The sequence below is a fragment of the Prevotella corporis DSM 18810 = JCM 8529 genome (genome assembly GCF_000430525.1).
Classification (GTDB): Bacteria; Bacteroidota; Bacteroidia; order Bacteroidales; family Bacteroidaceae; genus Prevotella; species Prevotella corporis.
Genome location: NZ_AUME01000014.1, coordinates 28,264 through 51,885, shown reverse-complemented (window position 1 = coordinate 51,885; position 23,622 = coordinate 28,264). Strand labels below are relative to the sequence as shown.

General features: G+C 48.9%; 25 protein-coding genes and 2 tRNA genes. 14 read left to right on the top strand and 13 right to left on the bottom strand.

Annotated elements, in window-relative coordinates:
- Positions 1-23 precede the first annotated feature (23 nt).
- Entirely contained in the window at positions 24-935 is a 912-nt protein-coding gene (locus H515_RS0104720; RefSeq protein WP_036891502.1) for a patatin-like phospholipase family protein, read from the top strand.
- A 76-nt stretch (positions 936-1,011) separates the two neighbouring features.
- Here H515_RS0104720 and H515_RS0104715 read toward each other — a convergent pair whose 3' ends face one another.
- The 4 genes from H515_RS0104715 to yihA form a co-directional block, all read right to left on the bottom strand.
- Entirely contained in the window at positions 1,012-1,251 is a 240-nt protein-coding gene (locus H515_RS0104715) for a hypothetical protein (RefSeq protein ID WP_025876546.1), read from the bottom strand.
- Entirely contained in the window at positions 1,251-3,152 is a 1,902-nt protein-coding gene (rho, locus tag H515_RS0104710) for a transcription termination factor Rho (RefSeq protein ID WP_025876548.1), read from the bottom strand. Before rho ends, H515_RS0104715 begins: the two co-directional genes overlap by 1 nt.
- Before the next feature lie 129 nt (positions 3,153-3,281).
- Positions 3,282-5,063 carry an ABC-F family ATP-binding cassette domain-containing protein gene (locus H515_RS0104705; protein WP_028901648.1) on the bottom strand — a complete coding sequence of 594 codons (1,782 nt, stop codon included), beginning with the start codon at positions 5,061-5,063 and terminating at the stop codon, positions 3,282-3,284.
- A 111-nt stretch (positions 5,064-5,174) separates the two neighbouring features.
- A complete protein-coding gene (yihA, locus tag H515_RS0104700; RefSeq protein ID WP_025876550.1) occupies positions 5,175-5,789 on the bottom strand; it encodes a ribosome biogenesis GTP-binding protein YihA/YsxC in 615 nt (204 codons plus the stop codon).
- A gap of 521 nt (positions 5,790-6,310) precedes the next feature.
- Here yihA and H515_RS0104690 point away from each other — a divergent pair.
- The 7 genes from H515_RS0104690 to H515_RS14450 all read left to right on the top strand — a co-directional run bounded on the left by H515_RS0104690 (position 6,311) and on the right by H515_RS14450 (position 10,158).
- Positions 6,311-6,388, top strand: a tRNA-Val gene (locus H515_RS0104690).
- A gap of 2 nt (positions 6,389-6,390) precedes the next feature.
- A tRNA-Tyr gene (locus H515_RS0104685) sits at positions 6,391-6,472 on the top strand.
- A gap of 165 nt (positions 6,473-6,637) precedes the next feature.
- Positions 6,638-7,738: a 2-amino-4-hydroxy-6-hydroxymethyldihydropteridine diphosphokinase gene (locus H515_RS15235; protein ID WP_081410120.1), complete on the top strand. Its 1,101-nt coding sequence runs from the start codon at positions 6,638-6,640 to the stop codon at positions 7,736-7,738.
- A gap of 273 nt (positions 7,739-8,011) precedes the next feature.
- The gene (locus H515_RS0104660) at positions 8,012-8,686 is read left to right on the top strand and encodes a tetratricopeptide repeat protein (protein WP_025876560.1); all 675 of its coding nucleotides are present in this window, start codon (positions 8,012-8,014) and stop codon (positions 8,684-8,686) included.
- Positions 8,687-8,691: 5 nt separating this feature from the next.
- Positions 8,692-9,168: a 6,7-dimethyl-8-ribityllumazine synthase gene (gene ribH, locus H515_RS0104655; RefSeq protein WP_028901647.1), complete on the top strand. Its 477-nt coding sequence runs from the start codon at positions 8,692-8,694 to the stop codon at positions 9,166-9,168.
- A gap of 179 nt (positions 9,169-9,347) precedes the next feature.
- Positions 9,348-9,728 carry a hypothetical protein gene (locus H515_RS0104650; protein WP_025876562.1) on the top strand — a complete coding sequence of 127 codons (381 nt, stop codon included), beginning with the start codon at positions 9,348-9,350 and terminating at the stop codon, positions 9,726-9,728.
- A 286-nt stretch (positions 9,729-10,014) separates the two neighbouring features.
- Positions 10,015-10,158, top strand: a complete 144-nt coding sequence (locus H515_RS14450; protein WP_154653646.1) for a hypothetical protein — start codon at positions 10,015-10,017, stop codon at positions 10,156-10,158.
- Between the two features lie 392 nt (positions 10,159-10,550).
- Here H515_RS14450 and H515_RS0104645 read toward each other — a convergent pair whose 3' ends face one another.
- From H515_RS0104645 to H515_RS0104630, 3 genes are all read right to left on the bottom strand, one after another.
- A complete protein-coding gene (locus tag H515_RS0104645) occupies positions 10,551-12,473 on the bottom strand; it encodes a peptidase associated/transthyretin-like domain-containing protein (RefSeq protein WP_028901646.1) in 1,923 nt (640 codons plus the stop codon).
- 23 nt (positions 12,474-12,496) lie between these two features.
- Complete coding sequence (locus H515_RS13000) at positions 12,497-12,706, bottom strand: hypothetical protein (RefSeq protein WP_025876567.1); 210 nt, start codon at positions 12,704-12,706, stop codon at positions 12,497-12,499.
- Between the two features lie 574 nt (positions 12,707-13,280).
- The gene (locus H515_RS0104630) at positions 13,281-13,763 is read right to left on the bottom strand and encodes a hypothetical protein (RefSeq protein ID WP_025876569.1); all 483 of its coding nucleotides are present in this window, start codon (positions 13,761-13,763) and stop codon (positions 13,281-13,283) included.
- Between the two features lie 506 nt (positions 13,764-14,269).
- Here H515_RS0104630 and H515_RS0104625 point away from each other — a divergent pair.
- On the top strand, positions 14,270-14,962 hold the full coding sequence (locus H515_RS0104625) for an Abi family protein (protein ID WP_025876570.1): 693 nt from the start codon (positions 14,270-14,272) through the stop codon (positions 14,960-14,962).
- Between the two features lie 335 nt (positions 14,963-15,297).
- On the opposite strand, the gene H515_RS0104620 is transcribed toward H515_RS0104625, so the two are convergent.
- The 5 genes from H515_RS0104620 to H515_RS12990 form a co-directional block, all read right to left on the bottom strand.
- Positions 15,298-15,987, bottom strand: coding sequence for an RloB family protein (locus tag H515_RS0104620; protein WP_051274663.1), 690 nt, complete (start codon positions 15,985-15,987; stop codon positions 15,298-15,300).
- Positions 15,988-15,989: 2 nt separating this feature from the next.
- Complete coding sequence (locus tag H515_RS0104615) at positions 15,990-17,312, bottom strand: AAA family ATPase (RefSeq protein WP_028901645.1); 1,323 nt, start codon at positions 17,310-17,312, stop codon at positions 15,990-15,992.
- A gap of 893 nt (positions 17,313-18,205) precedes the next feature.
- Positions 18,206-18,298, bottom strand: a complete 93-nt coding sequence (locus tag H515_RS14445) for a smalltalk protein (protein ID WP_154653645.1) — start codon at positions 18,296-18,298, stop codon at positions 18,206-18,208.
- 49 nt (positions 18,299-18,347) lie between these two features.
- Complete coding sequence (locus H515_RS12995; protein WP_025876574.1) at positions 18,348-18,818, bottom strand: HU family DNA-binding protein; 471 nt, start codon at positions 18,816-18,818, stop codon at positions 18,348-18,350.
- 132 nt (positions 18,819-18,950) lie between these two features.
- Positions 18,951-19,487 carry a D-Ala-D-Ala carboxypeptidase family metallohydrolase gene (locus tag H515_RS12990; protein WP_081410119.1) on the bottom strand — a complete coding sequence of 179 codons (537 nt, stop codon included), beginning with the start codon at positions 19,485-19,487 and terminating at the stop codon, positions 18,951-18,953.
- A gap of 107 nt (positions 19,488-19,594) precedes the next feature.
- On the opposite strand from H515_RS12990, the gene H515_RS14440 reads away from it, so the two are divergent.
- The 5 genes from H515_RS14440 to H515_RS0104585 all read left to right on the top strand — a co-directional run bounded on the left by H515_RS14440 (position 19,595) and on the right by H515_RS0104585 (position 22,793).
- Positions 19,595-19,750 carry a hypothetical protein gene (locus H515_RS14440; protein ID WP_154653644.1) on the top strand — a complete coding sequence of 52 codons (156 nt, stop codon included), beginning with the start codon at positions 19,595-19,597 and terminating at the stop codon, positions 19,748-19,750.
- 237 nt (positions 19,751-19,987) lie between these two features.
- The gene (locus H515_RS0104595) at positions 19,988-20,374 is read left to right on the top strand and encodes a YccF domain-containing protein (RefSeq protein ID WP_025876579.1); all 387 of its coding nucleotides are present in this window, start codon (positions 19,988-19,990) and stop codon (positions 20,372-20,374) included.
- 220 nt (positions 20,375-20,594) lie between these two features.
- Positions 20,595-21,677 (top strand): OmpA family protein, encoded by a 1,083-nt coding sequence (locus H515_RS0104590; protein WP_028901644.1) that lies wholly within the window; start codon positions 20,595-20,597, stop codon positions 21,675-21,677.
- 395 nt (positions 21,678-22,072) lie between these two features.
- Positions 22,073-22,390 (top strand): hypothetical protein, encoded by a 318-nt coding sequence (locus H515_RS14435; RefSeq protein ID WP_154653643.1) that lies wholly within the window; start codon positions 22,073-22,075, stop codon positions 22,388-22,390.
- A complete protein-coding gene (locus H515_RS0104585; RefSeq protein ID WP_025876583.1) occupies positions 22,338-22,793 on the top strand; it encodes a DIP1984 family protein in 456 nt (151 codons plus the stop codon). The genes H515_RS14435 and H515_RS0104585 overlap by 53 nt, the downstream gene beginning before the upstream one ends.
- Positions 22,794-23,183: 390 nt before the next feature.
- Here H515_RS0104585 and H515_RS0104580 read toward each other — a convergent pair whose 3' ends face one another.
- Positions 23,184-23,591 carry a hypothetical protein gene (locus tag H515_RS0104580; RefSeq protein ID WP_025876585.1) on the bottom strand — a complete coding sequence of 136 codons (408 nt, stop codon included), beginning with the start codon at positions 23,589-23,591 and terminating at the stop codon, positions 23,184-23,186.
- Between the last annotated feature and the right edge of the window lie 31 nt (positions 23,592-23,622).

Below are 23,622 nucleotides of genomic sequence, written 5' to 3'. Positions count from 1 at the left end.
AAGAATCGCTCACCGACAACAATATGACCATCTTCACAACCATCAGACGACTGCTCAAACGACACCGCCGACCGACATCGAGGAACGTGGCGCTCGTGCTTTCGGGCGGCGGAGCGAGGGGATATGCCCACATCGGCGCCATAGAGGTGCTGCAAGAGCGGGGCTACAACATCACGTCGGTGGCCGGAACATCGATGGGAGCGCTGGTGGGAGGCGCCTTCGCAAACGGAAAGCTCGGCGAGTTCAAAGTTATGGCGCTCGGACTGAACCGCAAGAAAATCATCAACATGATGGACATATCGATGGGACTCGACCATGTGGCCAACGGCGAGAAACTGCTGGCGGTCATGGGGCAGATGATTGGCAACGTCAGGATTGAGCAACTGCCCATCCCTTTCGCCTGCTGCGCCTCCGACATCGTCAGCGGACGCGAGCGGGTGTTCACCAGCGGACCGCTGCAAACGGCCATACGGGCCTCCATCTCTATCCCCTGCTTCTTCAAGCCAGTGCGTGAGAACGGGCATATCGATGTCGATGGGAGCGTACACAACACCCTCCCACTCGACCGGGTTCACCGACGGCCGGGCGACTTGCTCGTGGCCGTGAACGTCAACGGGCCCGACAGCTGCCCTTACGATGCCTACCAGAAGAAAAAGCAAAGCAGCGACGGCGTGTTCGGCACCATCCGCGCCAAGTTGCCTTTCCACAAGGTACAGTTCTCCGAGAACTACATGAGCATGGCGCTGCGGGTGACCAACCTTACCATACAGGCCAACACGCAACTGGCCATCCGACTGACGCCGCCTGACATCTGCGCCGAGATTCCGATGGACCTTTACGGTCTGTTCGACTTCGAGAAGGCACAAGAGCTCATTGAGGTCGGACGACAGGAAATGACCCGTCAACTCGACTTATACGAGGCAAGCGAAAAATAATCTGCCGACTTCCGAGACACATTTGTAACCATCTGCTGTTCAGCATGATAGCCATCTACTGGCAATAGGTAAGCTTTTATCGTGCAATAGGTGAGCTTTTATCGTGCGAAAGATGAGCTTTCAGCCAACCATCGGTGAGCTTCTGCCGACGGAGGATGGCATTCGCACCCATCATGCCACAGACAACAGAGGCACCCACTCGATGAACGGAAAACAAAAACGCACCAAAGCCATCAGCTTGGGTGCGTTTTTTGTATGTTGTATCATTTCGTCCGCCTCGCCGTGCTTGCGCCACGGGAGGGCGAACGGCGAGCATCAGCCGTTCATTGAGAGCAGGAACTCGTCGTTGTCCTTGGTGTGCAGCATGCGGTCGTGGATGGAATTCATGGCCTCCATTGAGTTCATGTCGGCAATGTACTTGCGCAGTATCCACATGCGGTCGAGCGTTGTCTTGTCTTGCAACAAGTCGTCGCGTCGCGTGCTCGAAGCCACGAGGTTGACAGACGGGAAGATGCGCTTGTTGCTCAGTGAGCGGTCGAGCTGCAGTTCCATGTTTCCCGTACCCTTGAACTCCTCGAAGATGACCTCGTCCATCTTCGACCCGGTGTCGATGAGTGCGGTGGCGATGATGGTGAGCGAGCCTCCGCCCTCGATGTTGCGTGCCGCTCCGAAGAAACGCTTGGGCTTCTGCAGTGCGTTGGCATCGACACCACCCGTCAACACCTTTCCCGATGCTGGCGCTACCGTATTGTAGGCGCGTGCCAGACGGGTTATCGAGTCGAGGAAGATGACTACATCGTGGCCGCATTCCACCATTCGCTTTGCCTTCTCAAGCACAATGCCCGCAATTTTGACATGTCGCTCAGCGGGTTCGTCGAAGGTCGATGCGATGACCTCTGCGTTGACGGTGCGTGCCATGTCGGTGACTTCCTCCGGTCGCTCGTCGATGAGCAGCATCATGAGGTATGCTTCCGGGTTGTTGGCTGCTATGGCGTTGGCAATATCCTTCATCAAAATGGTCTTACCGGTCTTTGGCTGTGCCACGATGAGTGCTCGCTGTCCCTTTCCTATCGGCGAGAAGAGATCGACGATGCGTGTCGATAGGTTGGTCGTCTTTGGATCGCCGCAGAGTGTGAACTTCTCTTCGGGGAAGAGAGGGGTGAGGTGTTCAAACGCCACTCTGTCGCGCACTTCGGCCGGCATGCGACCGTTGATTTTGTCGATGCTGGTCAGTGGGAAGTATTTCTCTCCCTCGTGTGGCGGTCTGACGTGGCATTCCACCACGTCGCCAGTCTTGAGTCCGAAGAGCTTCACTTGGCTGGCGGCCACATAGACGTCGTCGGGCGATGACAGATAGTTGTAGTCGCTGGAGCGGAGGAATCCGTATCCGTCGGGCATTACCTCCAGTACGCCGTTGGCTGTGACGATGTCCGCGAAGTCGAACTTGGCGGTCTCTGGCTGCGTTCCCTGATAGAACGTCGGCTGGTTCTGAGCTGCGGGCCCTGTTGGGCGGTCGAACATATCGTAGCTGGGCACTGCTCCTTGGTCCTCGATGGGGATATCGACGACGGTAATGAAGTCAGTGCCGTCGCCTGGGTCACCTTCCCACACGCCATCGATGGCTGGAACGTTGGCCTCTTCTTTGTTCTGCTCGTTGTGAGCACTGACTTTGGCTTGCAACTGTGCAATGAGTTCGCTGTTTTCGGTCTGCTCCACTGGTGCGTTGGACTGTGCAAACTCTGCCTCTGGTATGATGTCGTCTTTCTTTGTCTCCTTTTTCTTCTCCTCTTCGCTGGGTGTTTCGGGCTTCTTTGCCACCTTCTCAGCCTTCTTTGCCGCCGTTTCAGTCTTCTTTGCCGCCGTTTCAGCCTTCTTTGGCTCATCGGTGGTTTCTTTAGCGGGCTGTTTTTCAGGCATATCTTTGAACAATGCCGGCTGGGTGGTTCCTGTTGGCTTGTTCTTCTGTACGTCGAAGTTCTCGCCTTCCTTACCGCGCACGGAATAGACTCTGTCGGTTTCCTTGCGTGCGATACGCGTTCTCTTGCGTTTGGTTGTTCCAAGTGGGTGTGATGCACCGGCATCTACGGCCTGTCTGTCCAATATCGCATAGATGATAGACTCCTTGTCATCGCTTTTTTTGTATTCAGCGCCAAGTTCATTTGCGATATTCTCCAACTCGGAAATATCCTTGTTTAATAGTTCTTCTTTACTTAACATAAACTAATATGTATGCGAAATTTTTAATTGTGAGAGATAAAGTTTCCAGAACAGAAACCTTACGTGTTTTTAAATCTTGTGCAAAGGTAACTGTTTTTTTTGTTTCTGCAAATCTTTCTTGTTCTTTTTTTAAGCGAGTTCTGCCAATTCGAGCCACCGCATTTCCTTTTCGTCGAGTTCTTGCTTGATTTTCGGCAGTAGTTTGCTCATCTCCGTCAGCTCGTCGATGGCGAGTTGTCCTGAGCATAGTGCCTCCTCGATGGCCTTCACCTTAGCCTCTGTCTGCTGTATGTCGGCTGTGAGCTGCTCATACTCTCGTTTTTCCTTGTAGCTCATGCGCCTTCGGGTGTCGTTGTGGTAGTCCTTGTTGGCGGCTGGTTTCTTCTCCTTCGGCTTTGGGGCAGCTTCCTCGTCCTTGCTCCTGAGCGTCTGGTAGTCGCGGAACTGCGTATAGTTGCCGGGGAAGTCCTTTATCTGTCCGTCGCCTTTGAAAACGAGCAGGTGATCGACCACTTTGTCCATGAAATAGCGGTCGTGCGATACGACGATGACGCAGCCGGGGAAGTCTTGCAGGTATTCTTCGAGAATCTGCAGCGTCTGAATGTCGAGGTCGTTGGTGGGCTCGTCGAGTATGAGGAAGTTGGGATTTCTCATGAGCACTGTGCACAGGTAGAGCTTGCGCTTTTCTCCGCCTGAGAGTTTGCTGACGTAATTGTGCTGTTCGCTGGGCGAGAAGAGGAAGTGGTTGAGGAATTGCGACGCGCTCATGTGCCTGCCGCCTCCGAGGTCGATATAGTCGGCGATGTCGGTGATGATGTCTATCACCTTCTGGTCGTCGCGGAAGCGGAGTCCTTCCTGTGAGAAGTAGCCGAAGTTGACGGTCTCTCCGATGTCGAATTTTCCGCTGTCGGGTGGCACGAGCCCAAGGAGCATCTTGACGAAGGTTGACTTTCCTGTGCCGTTGTTGCCCACAATGCCCATCTTCTCGAAGCGCGCGAAGTTATAGTAGAAGTCTTTGAGGATGACTTTGTCGTCGAATGCCTTTGACACATACTGGCACTCGAATATCTTACTTCCGATATAGACGTTCGATGCCTTGAGTCTGATTTGGCGGTCCTCGATGCGCTGGTGTGCCTTTGCCTGCAACTCGTAGAAGGCTTCCTCACGGTAGCGTGCCTTGTGGCTTCGTGCCTGCGGCATTCTCCTCATCCACTCCAGTTCGGTACGGTAGAGATTGTTGGCCCTTGCTATCTCTGCCCTTGTGTTGTTGATGCGCTCCTGCCGTTTCTCAAGGTAGTAGGCGTAGTTGCCCCGGTAGGTATAGATGGTGTGGTCGTCGAGTTCGAGGATGAGATTGCACACGTTGTCGAGGAAATAGCGGTCGTGTGTCACCATGAGCAGTGTCTTGTTGCCGCGCGAGAGGAATCCCTCCAGCCATTCTATCATCTCCAAATCGAGGTGGTTGGTGGGCTCGTCGAGTATGAGCAGGTCGGGTTCGAGGATGAGCACGTTAGCCAGTGCCACCCGTTTCTGCTGTCCTCCGCTGAGCTGGCTCATGGGTTGTTCGAGATCGGCTATCTTGAGGGTGGTCAGTATCTGCTTGGCCTTCAGCACTCGCTCAGGGTCGCCCTCATGATTGAAGCACGCATCGAGCACGGAGTCTTCAGGATTGAACTTCGGACTCTGCTCAAGGCATGCCACCCGCAGGTCGTTGCGGTAGATAATGGTGCCCGACTCGTAGCCTTCCTTTCCTGTCAGGATGGACAGAAGGGTCGATTTTCCGGTTCCGTTCTGTGCGATGAGCCCCACGCGCTGGCCTTCGGCTATGGAGAACGATATATCTTCGAAGAGCACTTGTGAGCCGAAGCGTTTGGAAAGTTTCTGAACGTCTAAATAAGGTATCTGGGCCATGTGATTAATCAGGGTGATTCCGCCCTCCTGTGACGGGTCGGCGGAATGTTGTTGGGTTGACTTGATGTGTGGTTTGCCGTGCGGCGCTATTATATAAGGTGACGAAGGGGGTTACTCGGCCTCTTGATTCTCGATGCCTTGGATGATTTCTTCGATGTAGTCGAGCACCTCCTCGCGGCCTGTCTTGTCCTCCGACGACGTGATGAAGTAAGGAGGCAGCTCCGCCCACCTGTCCTCCAGCTTCTTCATCCACTGCAGGGCATTGCTCTTGGCACGACCTCCCGACAGCTTGTCGGCCTTGGTGAAGATGATGGAGAAAGGCACGTTGCTCTCGCCCAGCCAGTCGATGAACTCGCGATCGATGAGCTGCTGATCGTGACGGATGTCGATAAGCACAAAGAGGTTGGCCAGCTGCCGGCGCTGCAACACGTATTGCGCTATCATCTGCTCAAGTTTGTTGCGCATGGTCTTGGAAGTCGTCGCATAGCCGTAGCCGGGAAGGTCAACCAGATACCACTCGTTGTTGATGATGAAGTGGTTGATGAGCAACGTCTTGCCGGGCTTGGCCGACGTCTTGGCCAGTCCCTTGTGGTTGCAGAGCATATTGATGAGACTCGACTTGCCAACGTTGGAGCGACCGATGAAGGCAAACTCTAACTTATTGTCCTCTGGACAACGGACCACGCTCGGCGACGAGATACTGAACTCTGATTTCTTGATGATCATATTTCGGAATTTTGGAGTGTCTGACGGCGACGGCCACATTATATTAATGTATTGCAAAACGGACGGCCGCTTGCAAATCAGCTGCAAACTTACACAAAATAATCGACTTTCGGCCACGTTGCAGAAAGTTTTTTCAGATGGGTCCGATAAATTTCCCTCCCGAATTTCGTGCTTCCGACAGAGCTGAAAGCGCATGGAAAGCAAGACACGGGCTACTTCGCCAAAGTCACCCGCTGCCCGTAGCTCACCTTTCACTCAACAATAGGTGAGGTTTCACCTGCCAATAGGTGAGCTTTCGCACGGCGAAAGATGACCTTTCGGAACTGGGCCTCAGAGGAACGATGGGAAAAGCACGACAACAACCCTACTCCATCGCAAATCCGACAGCAGCTGCGGATGGCGAAAAACCGTTCGGAAACAAATCGGAAGGAAATCGGAAGGAAATCGACAAAAAAAATCGGCATTTACTTGCACGTATAAAAAATTATCATTACTTTTGCACCCGCTTACGAAAAAAGTAAGGGCGTTTAGCTCAGCTGGTTTAGAGCATCTGCCTTACAAGCAGAGGGTCGGCGGTTCGAATCCGTCAACGCCCACCAAAGGGTAGTTTCCAGAGTGGCCAAATGGGGCAGACTGTAAATCTGCTGCTTCTAGCTTCGGTGGTTCGAATCCATCACTACCCACTCTCCCAAAGCCGAATCACAACCGTGGTGCGGCTTTTTTTTGTCCCCCATCAGCCATCAGCTCATTCCCCATGCCGGAAACGGCTGACACCACACCGCCACAACTCAAAAAATCGGGCAAAAACAAACGCAAACAGAAAACTTATCCTTATCTTTGCACGTGATATGAAAGTCGTCATCACACTCGGTTCAAACACCTGTCAGCAGGCCAACATCAACAAAGCCAAGGATTTGCTGCGCCAACGGTTCGACGGAATCCGCTTCTCCGACGAGGAATGGACCGACCCCGTGGGCATCGTCTCCGACCGATATCTCAACTGCATCGGACACCTCGACACACAACTCTCACTCGACGCACTGAAAACCACGCTCAAAGAAGTGGAGAGACTCATGGGCGACTCACACGAGAACCACCAAAGGGGAACCGTCATCATCGACATCGACATCATCCGATACGGCGAACGCAAAATAAAGGACATCATCTGGCGCACCATCGCCACGCTCCTCATCGCCACGGCATCGCTCCTGCCGGCACAGGCACAGCCGTCGGACCCCGACCCCGTACAGCTCGACAAGGCAATAGCGTACTTCACATCGGCCAAATACCACGAGGCACTGCTCATCTTCCAACGGCTCGACAAGCGATACAAGCTCAACGACCGCTTCAGGGCCTACATCGGACTGTGCTACTACTACGAATGGGACTTCAAAAGCGCCGCACAATACCTCGATGAAGTCATCCCGCGACTCGGAATGCTCGCCCCCCACGAACGCTCGGTCTATTACTTCGCCGCCGCCGAGAGCCATTTCAACCTGAAACGCTATCCTGCCGCCATCACCCACTACGAGAAGGCACTCGAAGTGTGCTACGACAACGAGAAAGGCGACATCTACTACCGACTCGGACTCTGCCACATGTTCGCCGAAAACTGGCAGAAGGCCATCGACAACTACGCTCTCGCCGAACAATTCTACCGCCGTCACCGCAACACCGACGACCTCAAGGCGAGGCTCGCTCAGCTACAGCGCATGAAAGCTGGCTGCCAGGCCCGAATCGACGAGCAGACACGCGCCGACAGCAGCACGACGGCCAAGGCAAAGACCGACAGCACCGTCACCGTGGCAAGTCCGACAACACCCCAAAACACCCCCAAACAGGTGCTACCCGTCGATGACAACCCACAGAAAGAGAAGCAAAAACAGAAAGACGCAGCACCCATCAACCTTGAAGATCTCTACCGCAACAAGATTGATGTGGAACAATAGTCCGTCCACAGCACAACGACGCCAAAGCCACGGCAAGGGAAAGAAAACCCGACAATCAGGAACGAATGTGAAAAAAGTTGACAATAAATTTCAATATATGAGAGAAATTAAGTAATTTTGCCACGCTGAAGCAACTGTCAACAAAGCCACGGCAAGACCGGCACAAAGCCATCGGCCCGCAAATCCCCACACGACGCTACCAGACAGCAGACGGGAAACGGCGCAGAAAGACAGACACGTTCAACCGCAAATAATAAAACAAAAGACATAAAAATGGCAAAGAAAAAAGCAGAGGGCACTTACGAAGAGACCCTTAACAGTTCAGAGGCCTTCTTCATGAAGTACAAGAAGCCCATTCTCATCGCACTCGCAGCGATTATCCTCATCATCGCAGGCATCATCATCTACAAAAACTTCATCTCAGGCCCACGGGAGGAAAAAGCAAGCACAGAACTGGCAAAGAGCCAGACACTCTTCAACACACAGAAGTACAGCGAGGCACTCAAGGGATTCCAGAAAATACAAGCCGACTACAGCGGAACCGATGCGGGAAACCTCGCCAATCTCTACGTGGGACTTTGCTATGCACACCAGCAAAAGCCAGACTGGGCAAAGGCGTTGGAGAACATACAGAAATACAGCACGTCGGACGACCAGATCATCAGCCCGGCATCGCAGATGGCTCTCGGAGACATCTACGCCAACAACAACCAGTATGACAAGGCGGTAGAATCGTTCAAGAAAGCCGCTGAGATGGCAAACGCACAGGCATTCGACAAGACCAGCATGAGCATTGCCCCACTCGCACTCAAGAAAGCAGGCATATTGCTCGAAAGCCAAGGCAAGAAGGAAGAGGCACTCGCCATCTACAAGGACATCAAGAAAACCTATGTCAACTCCCCTGCTTATCAGGAAATGGACAAGTACATAGAAAGGGCGAGCAACTAAGCACAATGGCAACAGCACTTCACAACCTATCAGAATACGACTCGAACAGCATTCCCGACGCAAGCAACATGTGTTTCGGGATTGTTGTTTCGGAATGGAACCCCGAAGTAACGGGAGCGCTGCTCGACGGGGCAGTAAAAACACTCGAAAAGCACGGCGCAATTCCTGAAAACATCCACGTCAAGACAGTGCCGGGGAGCTTTGAGCTCGTCTATGGCGCCCATCAGATGACCCTCAACGGAGGCTACGACGCCATTATCATACTCGGAAGCGTCATCAGAGGAGAGACCCCACACTTCGACTACATCTGTCAGGGAGTCACCTACGGCATCTCACGCATCAACGCAACGAGCGAAATTCCAATCATCTACGGCCTGCTGACCACCAACGACCTGCAACAGGCCAAGGACAGAAGCGGAGGCAGACTCGGAAACAAAGGCGACGAATGCGCCATCGTAGCCATAAAAATGGCCAAATTCTAAACCAAAGGACAGGCTGGCAAAAGCCAAGAGCCTGACAACCAAGGACTACCGCACAAAACAAGGACGGCTATCGCCACCCCGACCGACCGCCAACCGACTGGCGACCACAAGCCACGAACTGACGGAACTGGCACGACGAAAGGGCGGCAAACAGCAAAACAGACAGCAAGACGAGATTTATGAAACTGCAACAATACTTCCAGGCATACGACTTCGAGGAGATTTACCCACACATCGGACTGATGTTCCCGAAGGCACGCCACTTGCGCGCCCAATTCCAACATGCTTACGAGCTCCTGCTCGACATCAAACCCACCCCATCGAAGAAGTATATACTGTACCAACTCATGGAAGATCCCGACACAAACGAGATGTTCTACGGATCAGACGACAGCAATTTCAAGGGCCCTTGGGACGTACTACTGGGCAAAGAACTGCGAAAAGGCCCATCGGTCGATCTCACCGATGCGGAGATGGTGGCAAACTGCCTGCTCAACACCGTGCTCATAGGCCGGCATCCCAAAGACTTCAACAAGGACTTCGAAGACATCACAAGGTAGAACATCCCCCCACACACCTCTCATCACAACCCTCATTCTCACCACTCATCAGGCACAAGGACATGCCTGACCACCGTCGTTCTGCCAACGCACGAGCAACCGCATCGGCATAGCTGACCTTTCACCTTCCGAAACCTCACCTTTCACCTTCTGAAACCTCACCTTTCATCTTCAGAAAGGTAACATGCTTGTACACAATTAATTACAACGCAACATAAAATTCGTCAGATTGTAAGGATTTTTCTTGGAATATAGCGGATGGCGAAGGCCAGATAAGCCTCCCCTGATGGCGAGGGAGAACAAGGGCGCATTGGCGGCATTGGACTGTCGTTCTAAAAATCAGCGGAATTTTTCGACGAAAGAGAATATGCGCAACCGCCTGCACAGGGACATTCGCCTTGCACAGCTCAAGGGGGCTACACCCTACTGATATTGACGGAGTGAAGAGGAAACTCGCAAAGAGAGGATAATTTATAGAGGGTATCGTTTATAAAATATCAAACCGACGGGGATCATACCACATGTGCTCCTTCGGTTGTTTTACAACGGTTACGGCCTGTTCGGGACGGGAGAAGAAGTCCACAGGCATCGTGACCGGCGGGAAGGATGGTCGTGCACGTTCCGACTGAGACGGCAAACGAAACAAAAATGATTGGGGCTTGCCATGTTTTGGGTGAGGATGGGCAAGCATCCAAATAACAAAAAGCCTACCTTTCCATTGGCAACCACCATGGTCGCTGTCTGGAAAGGCAGGCGTTGTGTTTCTTTGTCTGATGCGCAGTTAACGTTCTGGCATCAGACTTCAGCCGTCAGGCTTTTGATTTAGTGAATATCCTTGAAGGCAGGGAAAACTTCATTCGGTTCTTTTTTGCTCGTTGGATCCCATACTGGGCGGATCGCCTGAGCTTGGAATGTCCTGCTCGCGCCTGGGTAGTTCCACTCAGTTGGGCCAAAGTGGAAAGCATGAACTGTTGTGCTCACTGTTGTTTCCGATGTCATGTACTGTCCATATGCCCCACCAAAGTAGGTCATGTCCCTCATAAGCATTAGATTACCACCACTTTTCCGCATTCCTGTGATAGGTAAGAACAACCCCTTGTTGGCACGTACCAATGCCGTCACATTAGTATATTTGTGCAAGGCATTGACGCGCGTGGGGAATGTCTTCTTGCGTTGCCCGCCAGTGTTGGTGTAGAAGAAAGCACCATATATCCGCTGACCGTAGTTAGAGTAGCAGTAGGCAGGTATCACGTTGGCATCGTTGTAGAGCGAGCTCATGTCGGCATCAGTCGGCATGCGATACTTTTGGTTGTTATTCCGGGTATAATACCATACAATATCACCCCAAGCTGCAAGTTCAGGATGGTTTTTAAATTCATCTTCCGTCATCTCTACCTGTTTATTGCCTAAAAGTCCATCACGCTTATAAAACTTTTTAAGAATATTCTGCGCTCCTACTTTATTATTATCAACTCCCAGATCGAGAGCTTTGTCTATATCTCCGTACCTAAATAGGTCAAGGTCGTCTGCTGTGGCTTCAGGGTTAGATTCAAACTGTGAGGTTATCCAGTTATTAGTATTTATGTCCTGAATATGGTATTGCGATATCCACCATTGTGTGGGTGCGACGCCCCAATATTCGTCACCAGTACTGCTCTGAACATAGTGGATAAAGTTACCCGTGGCCCATTTCACACCTTGCACGTCAACGTATGGATTAGCCACGACCTGTGGCAGGTTGATTACATCGGTGCGGTACACCTTGTCGGCCTCTAATTTGATGTTGTTATATTCGCGCGCATAACATTTGTCGCCTACAAAGACTGTAATCAGCACTCTTGGGTAAGTGCCTGGCAGTATGGCAGCGTAGGTATATTTACCATTAGCAGAGGTGAACTTACCTTTATTGGCTGGTGTAAGTACAATGTTGTCGCTCTCGTCGTTAACATTGTCTTCTATGAACTTGCCTGTACCAAGGTCGAACACGTCGAGCGACTTCACACCTGAGATATAAATCGAGTCGATGTCGGTCAATATCTTACCTTTATCGTTTGCAAATCGAAGTCCCCAAATAGCAATCTGCCGTTGCATTTTGACTGCTTTAACCTTGATATCATTACCGTTGACTTCGGAAGGTTTAGCTTTCGCCCATTGATAGTCGAACTTCTCACCAATGGTTTTGGCCGTACCGTCCTGTTCTGTGAGGTCCAACTCTACCGTTTGCTTAATCGTTGGTTGTTGTTCGTAGTAAACCAAAGGAGCTTTCTTTCCATCGCCAGTCAACCTCATAGTCGAGTTAATAGTGGCGTCTTTGCCTTGCGATGCAGCTCCAGGATAGAATAAACATATCTCATCACTGGTGGTGATAGTGTTCACGGATTTGAACGTACCATCGAACTTGCTTCCTTGTCCTGCAGTAGCGTTGGTCAGCAAGTTGTACTGTTTTTCTTTGCTTTGGTCTTTGTCATTGAGACAATAGGCTATCATTTTGTCGCTCTGCTCCCAAGCCGAGTGAAGGACGTTGGATGCATCTTCCGTCAATGCACGTGTGCCTTTAGGTGCGGCATTAGGGGTGCCTTCTCCATTAGGTGCGGCATCCACATCAGCCACGAGGCGATAAGTGTGCATGCCAGTGGCAAGGTCTGTTGATTGTTGGTTCATGTCCTCATCTTGACATGCTGTACATAGAACCAGCGCTGCGACTGCGCAACTGGCTGCCGTAAGCCATATAAATTTTCTATTCATTTTTATTAGTTTTTACGGGTTCATTACTTGGTGTGGTCATCCCACACATTAAAATCTTTTTGGTCTAGCTGCACAGCCTTGGCGCCAAATGGATTAGGAGCAGATCCATTACCACCTGTTGGGTCGCCACCATCTTTTGGGTCCGTGGTCGTTACATTACTAACTCCGAGCAGTTGGCTCTCCAACCTAAAGGAGAACATGTCTGTACTTGGACTTTGATAAGTTTTTTTCATACGTACTCTCTTTTTAATGTTCTTTTATTTTTTATATAACTCTATGTATTTAAGACCTACTGAGGTTTGAATTGTAAGGCATACGTGTTAAAAAACAGGCATGCGAAAGCAGAAAGGGTAATGTGTGGCAATCCCTCTCTGAATAGATGTGTGGCAACGCATCACGCATGCGCACAATAAAGGAAAATTAAGTTTAAGTGACAGACGGCTGTTGCGTCTATTGTGTGTGTGTAAGCAAATTGTTTGAATACACCAAATCGTCCACGTTAGAGAGGTCGGAGAAAGATGAATCTCTTCGGGCAGCCCAACAACCTGAAAATTCATTACCAAGCTGTTGTGAGTGGGCTATGGTTTCAAATTTGCTCATTTCCTGATAGTTATATCGTATTGCAAAGTTAAATGATTTTTTGATATCCTACAAGAAAAAATAAGAAAATTTTTGGATCATCGAGTAGAAAACGAGGAAACAAGCGAATTTCTTTCCCCGTTCGTTATTCTGCATTGCTTCAAAGAACACTTGATGCGATGCTACAAAGTTACGCTTCTCTTAGCGTAAAACGATGGCAACAGACGCTCACTCCGTAATCTGCAGACAGTAAGGCAAAGGCTGCTGCAACTCCATGAAAGTGAGGGTCGGCTGTTTGTCTTTCGTGCAGATGAGCGTACCCGCCGACGACTTCAGCGCCTTTCCCATGTCGTAGCCCATCGCCCTGACCTGGCTCTGAAGCCCGTTGTAAGCGCTTCGGTTGAACACATATATATATAAGGTGGCGCCATTCTGAGCCAGCATCAGCATGCTCGAATTGCCCTTTTTGAAGGCTGTCGGCAGAAATTCCTTGCTCAAGTCCATGTTTTTCACCCAGTTATAGTCCCTGCCATAACTGTCGGACGAGATGCCTTTATAGATGTAGCCTTGTTTCTCAAGCACTTTCTTCCCATGCTCCAGTGTCTTTTTCTGAAAAATCGAAATGGCATCCTTCACCGAAACGATATCGCTCTGCGCCTGAACGCCTACGGCAGCAAGGAGGACAACCATAAGCAGTAAAATCTTCTTCATCGTCAGCTAATTTGAATGAGTATTACAAAGATATGAAATATATTTAAAATTCATGTTCTGGCAATGCCATATTTTAGAAATTTTAGGAAGTTGTCGGACCTTCGGGCGCACAAAGTGCCACCACAAAACAGTAGAACGAGAGCGTAAAACAAGGGGAAAGGAGACAAAAACAAGAAGAACAAGAGGAGAAGAACAAGAGGAAAAGCCAACAAAAACAAGATGAATAGGACGAGAAGAATTTGCATTTGAACCGAAATTGTTCATCTGCGCAGTCCTATTCATTCATCCATCATCAACCGATTAGAAAAAGACGATATTGTGATGCGGTTAAATTTCTGTAATTATATAATGTGGCATAACCATAATCACAGAAAATAATGTAAATTTGTAAGCAAGAAGGATATAAGAACAAGACCCGATAGCTTGACGAATCAGAGGCTACCGGGAATCAACGTTACAAAGATAGTGCTTTTTCTTGTTGCAATCAAGTAAATGAACGATTTTTTATGGAATATTTAGAATTTGAAAGAATCTTGTCTGCCAAACGAATGCGGAGATATAAAGAAGCAGCGAATGGCGATACTCGCAAGGCTATGGCTTTGTATCGCTACAACTTGCGCTTGTCACAGGAGATGTTCACAATCGTGAGTTGCTTTGAGGTGGCATTGCGTAATGCTATAGATGGTCTTTTGGTAACAACCTTGGGAAACGACTGGTTGAGAGATTCCGTTCAAGACGGTGGTATATTCTCCAACGGTCGCATGAACGAGACAAGAAAAATCATAGAAAAGGCATACAACCGTTTGAATAGACAAGGCATATTTTCTCACTCAAAGCTGATTGCCGAAATGGAATTTGGTGTTTGGAAATATATGTACTCTTCTCTACAGTATCGTGCAACAGGACAATGTTTGTTAAGAGCTTTTCCTAACAAGCCTCGCTCATCTGCTGCTATTCAATACAACAACACATACATTTTCAATGAACTTGATAAGGTAAATAGTTTGAGAAATAGGATTGCCCATCATGAACCAATCTGTTTTAGACTTCATGCATCGAAAATAGACACTAGCTACATTGTCAATGAATATCAGAAAATACAAACTTTATTCTCTTGGATGGGAATCGATTCTCGTTCGATGTTGTATGGACTTGACCATGTACAAAGTGTCTGCACTAAAATAAATGCTTTAAAGTAAGGAGTTTTACGTTCTTTTTTACAAGAAGATTGCCCCACCCATGAGTTATTAGCATACATTTTTTGATTAACTTTTTAAGATTTTTGATAATTACAAGTAAACATTTTCTCAATCAACAGTAAGCTAAACTCAAAAGTGCACGAAGACGTGAGTCCACCAGTGCACTTTTTTCATTTTCATTTGCCACATCCAGCTTTATCCCTACACTTGCTTTCCGAAACCATTTCGGCAACATTTCCACCCACCGCACCACACTGAAGGCGCACCCCACAGACCACAACCTCTACGGGGGAAGAGCCGAAAGGCATCGGCACGTTCGAGGAAATTAAGTGGAGTTAGTACAGCTTGTTTTTCAATTTATCGAGATTACTCTTTACGAAGTCGAGTATTTTTTCCCCAAGAAGATGCACCTCCGTTGAGAATAAGGCGGGCTTTCCATCGTCCAAACTAAAGTTTTTGTTTGAATTGTCGATGGCTCTTTCCAGGTGGACGGTGTCCCTATTCAAATCAAATCCGCCAGAAATCCGCTCATTCAGATAGTCTTTGAATCGCTTATATCTCGTGATGTCATAGTCTGAAGGTTTTGATTCGTAGATATGATAATACAGCCAGATTTCAAAACACGGATTACTCTGTGCCACATTCCACGCCGAATAAGGCTTCAGCTCACTAAATTCAGCTTTCACTTTCTCATTCTTTTTCTGACAGAAACTGCGCAAGGGATCTATTTTTCCCTCATCGTCCCAAGTGTCCGTGTCGATAACAAACCACACCATATCACCTTTTTGATAATCGAGGATGTATTTGGGGCTATCACCCTCGAATATCTCAATAGCACGTTCTTTTAGTTTCAGCGGATCGGTTCCAGCGGTTGGCAATATGGGGATAATCTCCAAATTGGAAGTCATTCCTTTGAAGAACGAAAAATAGGCTGGTTCTGTCCCCACTCCCTCACAGACGACATACACCTTACGGGCGTCACGTGAAGGCGCATGCTTAAAATAATTCTTGGATCGTTTGAGCATGGCTACCAGTGAAGTGCTTCGAGATTCGACATAAACGGTATTCCGCCGTATCTTCCATTGAGGTAACCATTTTCAATATTTGCCGTTCGGTGGATATTGAAATCGCTCAGCGAATAAAGCTGCGTTGCCTGCTCCACGTCTTTCTGCGCAAACCATATCTCATCGGGCCTGAATATATCTTGGTCAAGCAATCCCGATTCGTGTGTCGTAAAAATCAGCTGCCCCTTTGCCTTGTCGCTCGCAGAGAGGTCTTTCATCAACTGTTTTATCATAACAGGGTGCATGCTCCGCTCTATCTCATCGACGATATACACGCTGTTTTCGTAAGTCGTAGAATAGAGTAACGGCATATACTCGATGAGCCTTTTGGTACCGTCAGACTCCAAAACAAGCGGCAGTTCCATCTCTTTTCCCGTACTGCATTTGTGTATCGGGATTAACGTCTTCTTAACGGCAACGTCGTTCTCAAAAACAACATTGGCGACTTCACCTAACACAGACCTTATCGGGAATGGCATGCCTGGAAATTCCTTTGCTTTTAATATCAATCGCGAAAGCTCAGAATCAGGCTTGACACCGTCCTCCTGAATCGTCTCCTTTTTAACTTCCAAGCGGGTGATACCAGTATTCATCTTAGGCAATAACTGGCTCGCCATGTGCTGAAAATCAGGCTTTGTGTCCAAGAGATGGGGAATATACTTTGCAAATGCGTTGGGCAAAAGTATCTGAAGCTCATTGACAAACCAATTATAAGCTGAAGTTATTTTCGCAAATTCTTCTGGATAGCTTTCGCCAAAAAATGAAAGAAGCGACATTTCAGGACGAACAAGACGGCTGAGGGCATCAATAAATTCGGGTGTGACCTTCTTGCCGACCTCAGCTTCGTTGATTTCTATCTTGTTGTCAATGCGCTTGAAAATCCATATATCCGTTGTTTTCTTACTCAATAGCAACTCCTCAAAAAGAATCTTAGCGGACTCGAACTCAATATGATAGTAATAGACGACGCCGTCTTTATAAAACTCAACAGCAATTGCAGTTGGCTGAGCCTGGCAATCAACGTCAAATTGAAATTTCAGACCGTCTCTCGGCAGACCGTTCAGGTTGCCGTCCTTCACTAAAGTTTTCAAAAAATGAATACTTTCTATCAGTGCACTTTTGCCGGCGCCATTAGCCCCATAGATCGCACTCAGACGCAAGGCGGTTGCAAACCCACAGGCTACCTTGTGGCTCTCATGATTATGGCTCTTGCTTGACGGGAAGGTGTTAAATTCAACCTCTTCCTTAAACGAATGAAAATTCTGAACCGAAAGTCTTAATAGCATCGCAATTCCGTTAAAAGTTCACTGCAAATATACGTAAACAAACGTAAAATGTCAAAAAATCAACACTATTTCGATAATTTCTAACATTATTAAATAACTGTTCACAATTAATTTTTCACCCACTCGATGGTCAGATAGCAGAAGTTTAGCCTTCTGTGCCTTTGAAAGAAAGACAGATCACGTATCAGACTATCAAACTAAATCAGTACTGCCGAAATAATCGGCGACGCATCATGCAGGACAATGAAAGACTGAAACAGATCATTCTTTTCAACTTAATCATGATAATATAATTACTTATCTATTTATATAAAAATATAAACTGCGACAAAAAAGTGTAAAGTTTAATTATTTTTCAATAAACTACTTTTCTGTCGCAGTTGGAAGGAAAATTAGCGCAAGACAAAACTACAAATTTGTCGCAACTAATATAATGCACTGACATATAGCTATTTGAAGGTTTAAATAAATATGACTGACCAACGGAATCTGTAGGAAAGCGGAAAGCGAAACAGAAGAAAAACAACGAGGAATCGCTTGTTTTGTAAAGAAAAATGACAATCAAAGCTATCATTTTCCCTTTCCGTCGCTATCTTTTTCCCTTTCTGTCGCCTCGGTCGGAAAAAACTTACTAATTTGTCGCCGAGAGCTTACCTTTCAGTCGGCAGCATCTTCCCCTACAGTCGGGAACAAACTACCTTCGTGTCGCCATACATCAGCACAACACAATCATTATCAACACCTTACAACTCCCTACTAAATCTATAACCAATGAATGGTAACGATATCAAAGTTCATAGAAAAGTCTCTGTCGGACTGTAGGGCCTTCACTGATTTCAGTTTTTGGTCGAACGGCCGACGGGGGCAAAGGTCGGAGCGTCAACAAACGATGCCTACATGCACGAAGTCACGCCCAAGGTAGTGCCGATGGCCGTCAGAATGGTCACCAGCATTTGAATCAACATTTTCCACGTATCTCTTTTCATCTTCATTTAAATTATTTATCGGGTGAAACACATCGCCTACCGCTAAGGTTTAAGGATTGGCAGGGTCGTTGCTGCCTGTGCCACCGGTTTTGCCATCGTCGCCAGCGCCGGCATACTTGTCGTCCTCTTCCATCTTCACACCTTCGAGGAAAGTCTTGATGTAGTGCTTGTCGGCACCCTTATGACTGTCGGGGCGGAAGATGATGTGTGGGTCGTAGATGTTCTTCGCCACGCTGAAATCCTTGCTGTTGCTGACACCACGCGAACGGATGCCCACCTTGAAGCTGCCTAAGCCGTCGAGTTTCACACGATGTCCGTTCTTCAGATCGTAGGCCATCTCCTTCACCAGTGCGCACAGCACGGCCACGATGTCCGACTCGGTCACGGTGCAACGCTCGCTGATGCGCTCCGAAAGTTCCTTCACTCCTACAGTTCCTTTCATCACCGCACGCGCATACCAGTTTCCCTTGGTTTTACTTTTCTTACGCTTGTCCTGATACATTCTGTACTTAATTGCCATAATGCTATAAAAATTTTAAGTTGTCCTCCCTCCATTGCCGTCATCCTGAACAGTGTTTCTCATGCGGAGGGAAAACGGGTTAATAAATAAGCCACCGTCATGGCGGCCGTTGTCTATATTATTAAGGTACCTTCAGTTATGGTGGACTCCGCCAATCGGCCCTTCCTGATAGTGGCGTGCCTTGCGAATGGGCAGCATACACTTCGTTTTCGGGCCGCTGACACCAACCGAGCCCCTACCCTTTGGGCGGTAGCTGACATGAATCCATCGCTTCTGCGGCAAGCCTGCTGACTCAAGGATGAGCTGGTCGAAAGGCGTCAGTTGCCTGATGATGCGCGCATACTTGCGACACATCTCATTGCCCGTCACATGAATGTCGGCCGCCTGACCGCAAAGGTGCTGCGATGTCGCCACTCCGCCCACCGCACGGTTGAGAACCCGGCAACGGTAGCCACTCGTCACAATCACCCGTCCGACCCTCTGGCGCAACGGTTCGAGCACCTTCACCGCCAGTTGTCTGAGATTTTCGACCACCTCCTCGTTCGTCAGTCCGTCTTCCGGATGCTCCTCCGGCACATTCTTGATGCCCAGTCTGATGGCCGTTCCCGACCTGAGCATCTCGCCCACGGTGAAATGGGGCGACAGTTTCTCGTCAAAATCTATTTTCATGGTATCACATTATTATATAGTAGCACGACGCTCTTCGTCGTTATCCTCTTGCGATTGCAAAGGTACGACATCAGCAGCCCCATATCAAGAAAACGTGGACTACTAAAGTGTATAGTCTTTCAGATACCATAGCCAACCCATTCATTATCAGGAGCATAGGAAACATTGCACTCTTCCGCCACCACCGCCCCGCAACTATCCTCCCCCACCCTCGCCCTGTCAAGGCTTCTCTGCCTGCGGTCTCCAAGCCCACCCAGCGATAGAAAAGCAACGAGCAAGCGAAAAGTAAGCTTTTGTCCGACAAAAGGTCATCTTTTACTCGATGATACCTGATGTTTGAAAAATTATGAGTAACTTTATCGCGCAATCGGACGACTTTCACGCCAAACGCATGGAAAAGGACCGGCACGCAAGCAGAGACAGTCTTTTCTGTGTATGCTCCGAAAAACGATCGTCCGTAGCAACTTATTAAAATAAAAACATTTAAAAAGGAGAAAAATATGAGAATTTTCGGCAATATCATCTGGCTCATCTTTGGTGGCATAGAATCGGCCTTGGCCTATTTCACTTCAGGTCTTGCTATGATGCTCACCATCATCGGCATTCCCTTCGGCCTGCAGTCGTTCAAAATCGGAATCTACGTGCTGTGGCCATTCGGGCAGAAAGTGGTGCTCGACAAAGAGCAACACGGTTGTCTCCACACGGCGATGAACATCCTGTGGTTCTTCCTCGGAGGCTTCTGGATATGTTGCATCCACATCCTTTTCGGTGCGTTGCTCTACATCACCATCATCGGAATCCCATTCGGAAACAAGCAATTCGAACTGGCGGGTCTGGCTCTGCACCCCTTCGGACGAAAGGTGGTGCCGACAGACCTAAGCCTGTGAGCCGCCCAACACCGCCTCGGCAACAGATCGACGAGCAAACAGTGTGCAATGACATGAATTTGGCACGGTCGCAGACGTCTGATAAGGTTAAAATAGTATAAAAAATGTAAATATAACGATTTATAGCAAAAAAATGTTATTTGTTTCACGGGAAAGTATTACCTTTGCAGGGAAAAATAGAATTTTTGCTTAAAATATAGTCATTAATAATTAACAATTTATGAAAAAATTTTTTATCGCACTTTCGTTGCTCGCAATGGGTGTCACAGGTATGCAGGCTCAAGTAGCTCTTGAAAAGCAGAAACCATTTGACAACGTCTATCTCGGCATTCAAGGCGGTGTAATGGGTCCACTTAACTTCAAGCATTTCTGTCCAATCAATCCGTCAGCAGGACTCAAACTGGGCAAGAACTTCAGCCCGGTATGGGGCGCCAACATCGAAGGAGTCGCATGGTTTGGCGACAATCGCTGGGATTCAGGATCTATTGGCTTTGCTGACAGCCACACATTTGTAAAAGCAATCAATCTCGGTCTAAACGGTACACTCAATCTCACTAATCTCTTTTCTGAATACAAAGCCGACCGCACTTTCGAACTCGGCATTGAAGCTGGTATCGGCTATTACATCTGCTTCGGCGATGACAACCTCATTCGCACCGACAACATGGGTGACGACACAGAGTTGACAGCCAAGACAGGCCTTACCTTCGCATGGAACCTCGGCAGCAAAAAGGCATGGCAGATTTATGCAGAGCCAGCTGTCATCTGGAACCTGACACACGGCCCTGGCGATGCCGTTCGTTTTAGCAAGCAAGCCGCACAACTCGGTCTGTTCATCGGTGTGAACTACAAGTTCTTGACTTCCAACGGAACACACAATTTCAAGGTTTGGAATGTCGGCGAGTTGAACAACGAGATCAACTCTCTTCGTGAACAGCTGAACGCTAAGCCAAAAGAAGTTGTAAAGGAAGTGGTAAGAGAAGTAATAAAGGAAGTTCCAACTACCACTACACAGACTGTCAAGGTTGAGAACTTGGTATTCGTTACCTTCGCACAGGCTAAATACAACTTGACAAACGCTGCCAAGAATGCGCTCAACGAGATCAAGGAAGGCAGACACGTACAGGTTGTCGGCACCGCTTCACCAGAAGGAAATCCACAGTTCAACCAGAGATTGTCAGAAAACCGTGCTAAGGTTGTTGCTGACTACCTCAGAAGCCGTGGCGTCATTGTTGACGAAGCTACTGGTAAGGGTGTACAGGGCGTGACATCTAACCGTCTGGCAGTTGTTTACGTACAGTAAATCTTACCCGACCAGCCCACACGACTGGCCTGTAAAGACAAAAACAAGTGGGGATGAACCATAACGGTTCATCCCCACTTTTACTTTTGATGTGGGTGCAATGTCTCGCCCACAACCAACAAACTCAAAGCGGTCAACTGCAAAATCCGCTTTCCTTTTTGTAGTTAGGCAGAATGAAAAACACGTAAGGTGTTAGCTTTCAGACACCATAATGCCGGCTATAAGCTGCGCGTTGCTTTCTTTTGCATGAGAAAAAGCCCCAATGAGCAATTTGGATTAAAGCCGAACTGTAAGCCGTATCCGCGTCATCAAAATGTAAACCTCTGTCGAATGCCCCGATCAATGACTTGCAGCCAATATTTGATTCACAGGGTTCGCAACGGCACACCGCCACAATGAAACGCATTTTTCTTACGATAGACATCGACTATTCAGCAAAAAATACCTATCTTTGCAACACAAGTACCCCACGTGCCCTCTGGGAGCATCGCAAAAGAAAGGACGAACAGAAAATATGTTCGCCACCGACCGGAAGGCGAAGTGTCGCCGTCAGCACACAAACAGCTGACCGACAAGCACCGGAAAAACTTTCGACACAACAACGTCGCATCAGGAAACGGCACGCAGCAACGATGCGACACAGACAAAAACAACAGAGATATGAAACTGGCAGAAGCATTGTCGATCCGCAAGGACCTGACCAAGAAAATTGAAATCATCAAGTCGCGCCTGATAAGCAACGTACGACTGCAGGAGGGCGACGAGCCATCGGAGCAGCCCGCTGAGCTTTTCAAGGAACTCGACAGTTGTTTAGTGCAGCTCGAATCGCTCATCGCACGCATCAACAAGACCAACATGCACACCAAAGCCGACGGACGCACACTCACCGAGATGATGGCTGAGAAGGAAGTGCTGACCAAGCGCATCGCCATCATCGCAGACGTGGCAGACAAGGCCAACGAGACGCAAGACCGCTACTCACGCTCCGAAATCAAGATGGTGACCACCATCGACGTCAAGGCACTCAACAAACAGATGGACAAGCTGTCGGAACGACTCCGTAAGCTCGACATCAGCATACAGGGGCTCAACTTCCTCACCGATCTGGAGGACTGACCCCTACCCCATTCGGAAACCAATTTGGTGTAGCCACTTGCAGAGGGCGAATTGAAAAAAAACAATCAGTAGCCGAAGGAGCACGGCATTTCCCAGTGTGGACTCACGGACGATGCTCAGCACGCTATCACGGCGCAAGCTTCATTGTGCACATTTCACTACCATCAATTGACTCTACAAATGGTGAGGGCCGGGCTGAGGGAGATTGGTTTCCCACAAATGCCAACCCGTTCTGCCAGCCACCTGACGGGCAGCGTCAACTCCTCCCCTATTGCACAGGGAGACTTTGAAAAGCGATGGCATGAACAAGAAAGGCGGGGGCGACGGAAACGGGATGAGAACAGCGACGGGCATGGCGGCAAAACGATGGCGCCCATGCCCGTCAGCTTGTCAACAGTAACGGATGTCGAGCCACATGGGAGCGGCGATCGACTGGCGGGAGAGCAGGTAGAGATAGCGTTCGAGCACGGGACAGACACGAATGTTCTTGCGAGTGCGAATCCGCCCAATGACGGTCGATGGGTTTCTGGGCACAACACAGTGGAGCGTCGTGCAGATGCGCTCCACGATGGTGCGGAATCCCATGGGCAATCCACGCTTGTCGCGCAGGCTTCCGGTCTCCCATACGATATGCGCCAGCTCAATAAGGTCGCACTGTGTGCCAGTCCAACAGAGCCTTTCGTCGGGGCCACGGGCAATGAGTTCCCTGAAGTTTTCCACGATAGTCGTTTTAATCCTGATTACATCGTCCGGCGAGCACTTCGTCTCGGCGGTGCTTGTGTTTCTTGTTTCCATCATACTTCTTTTTCCAATTATATAAGGTTTCTCT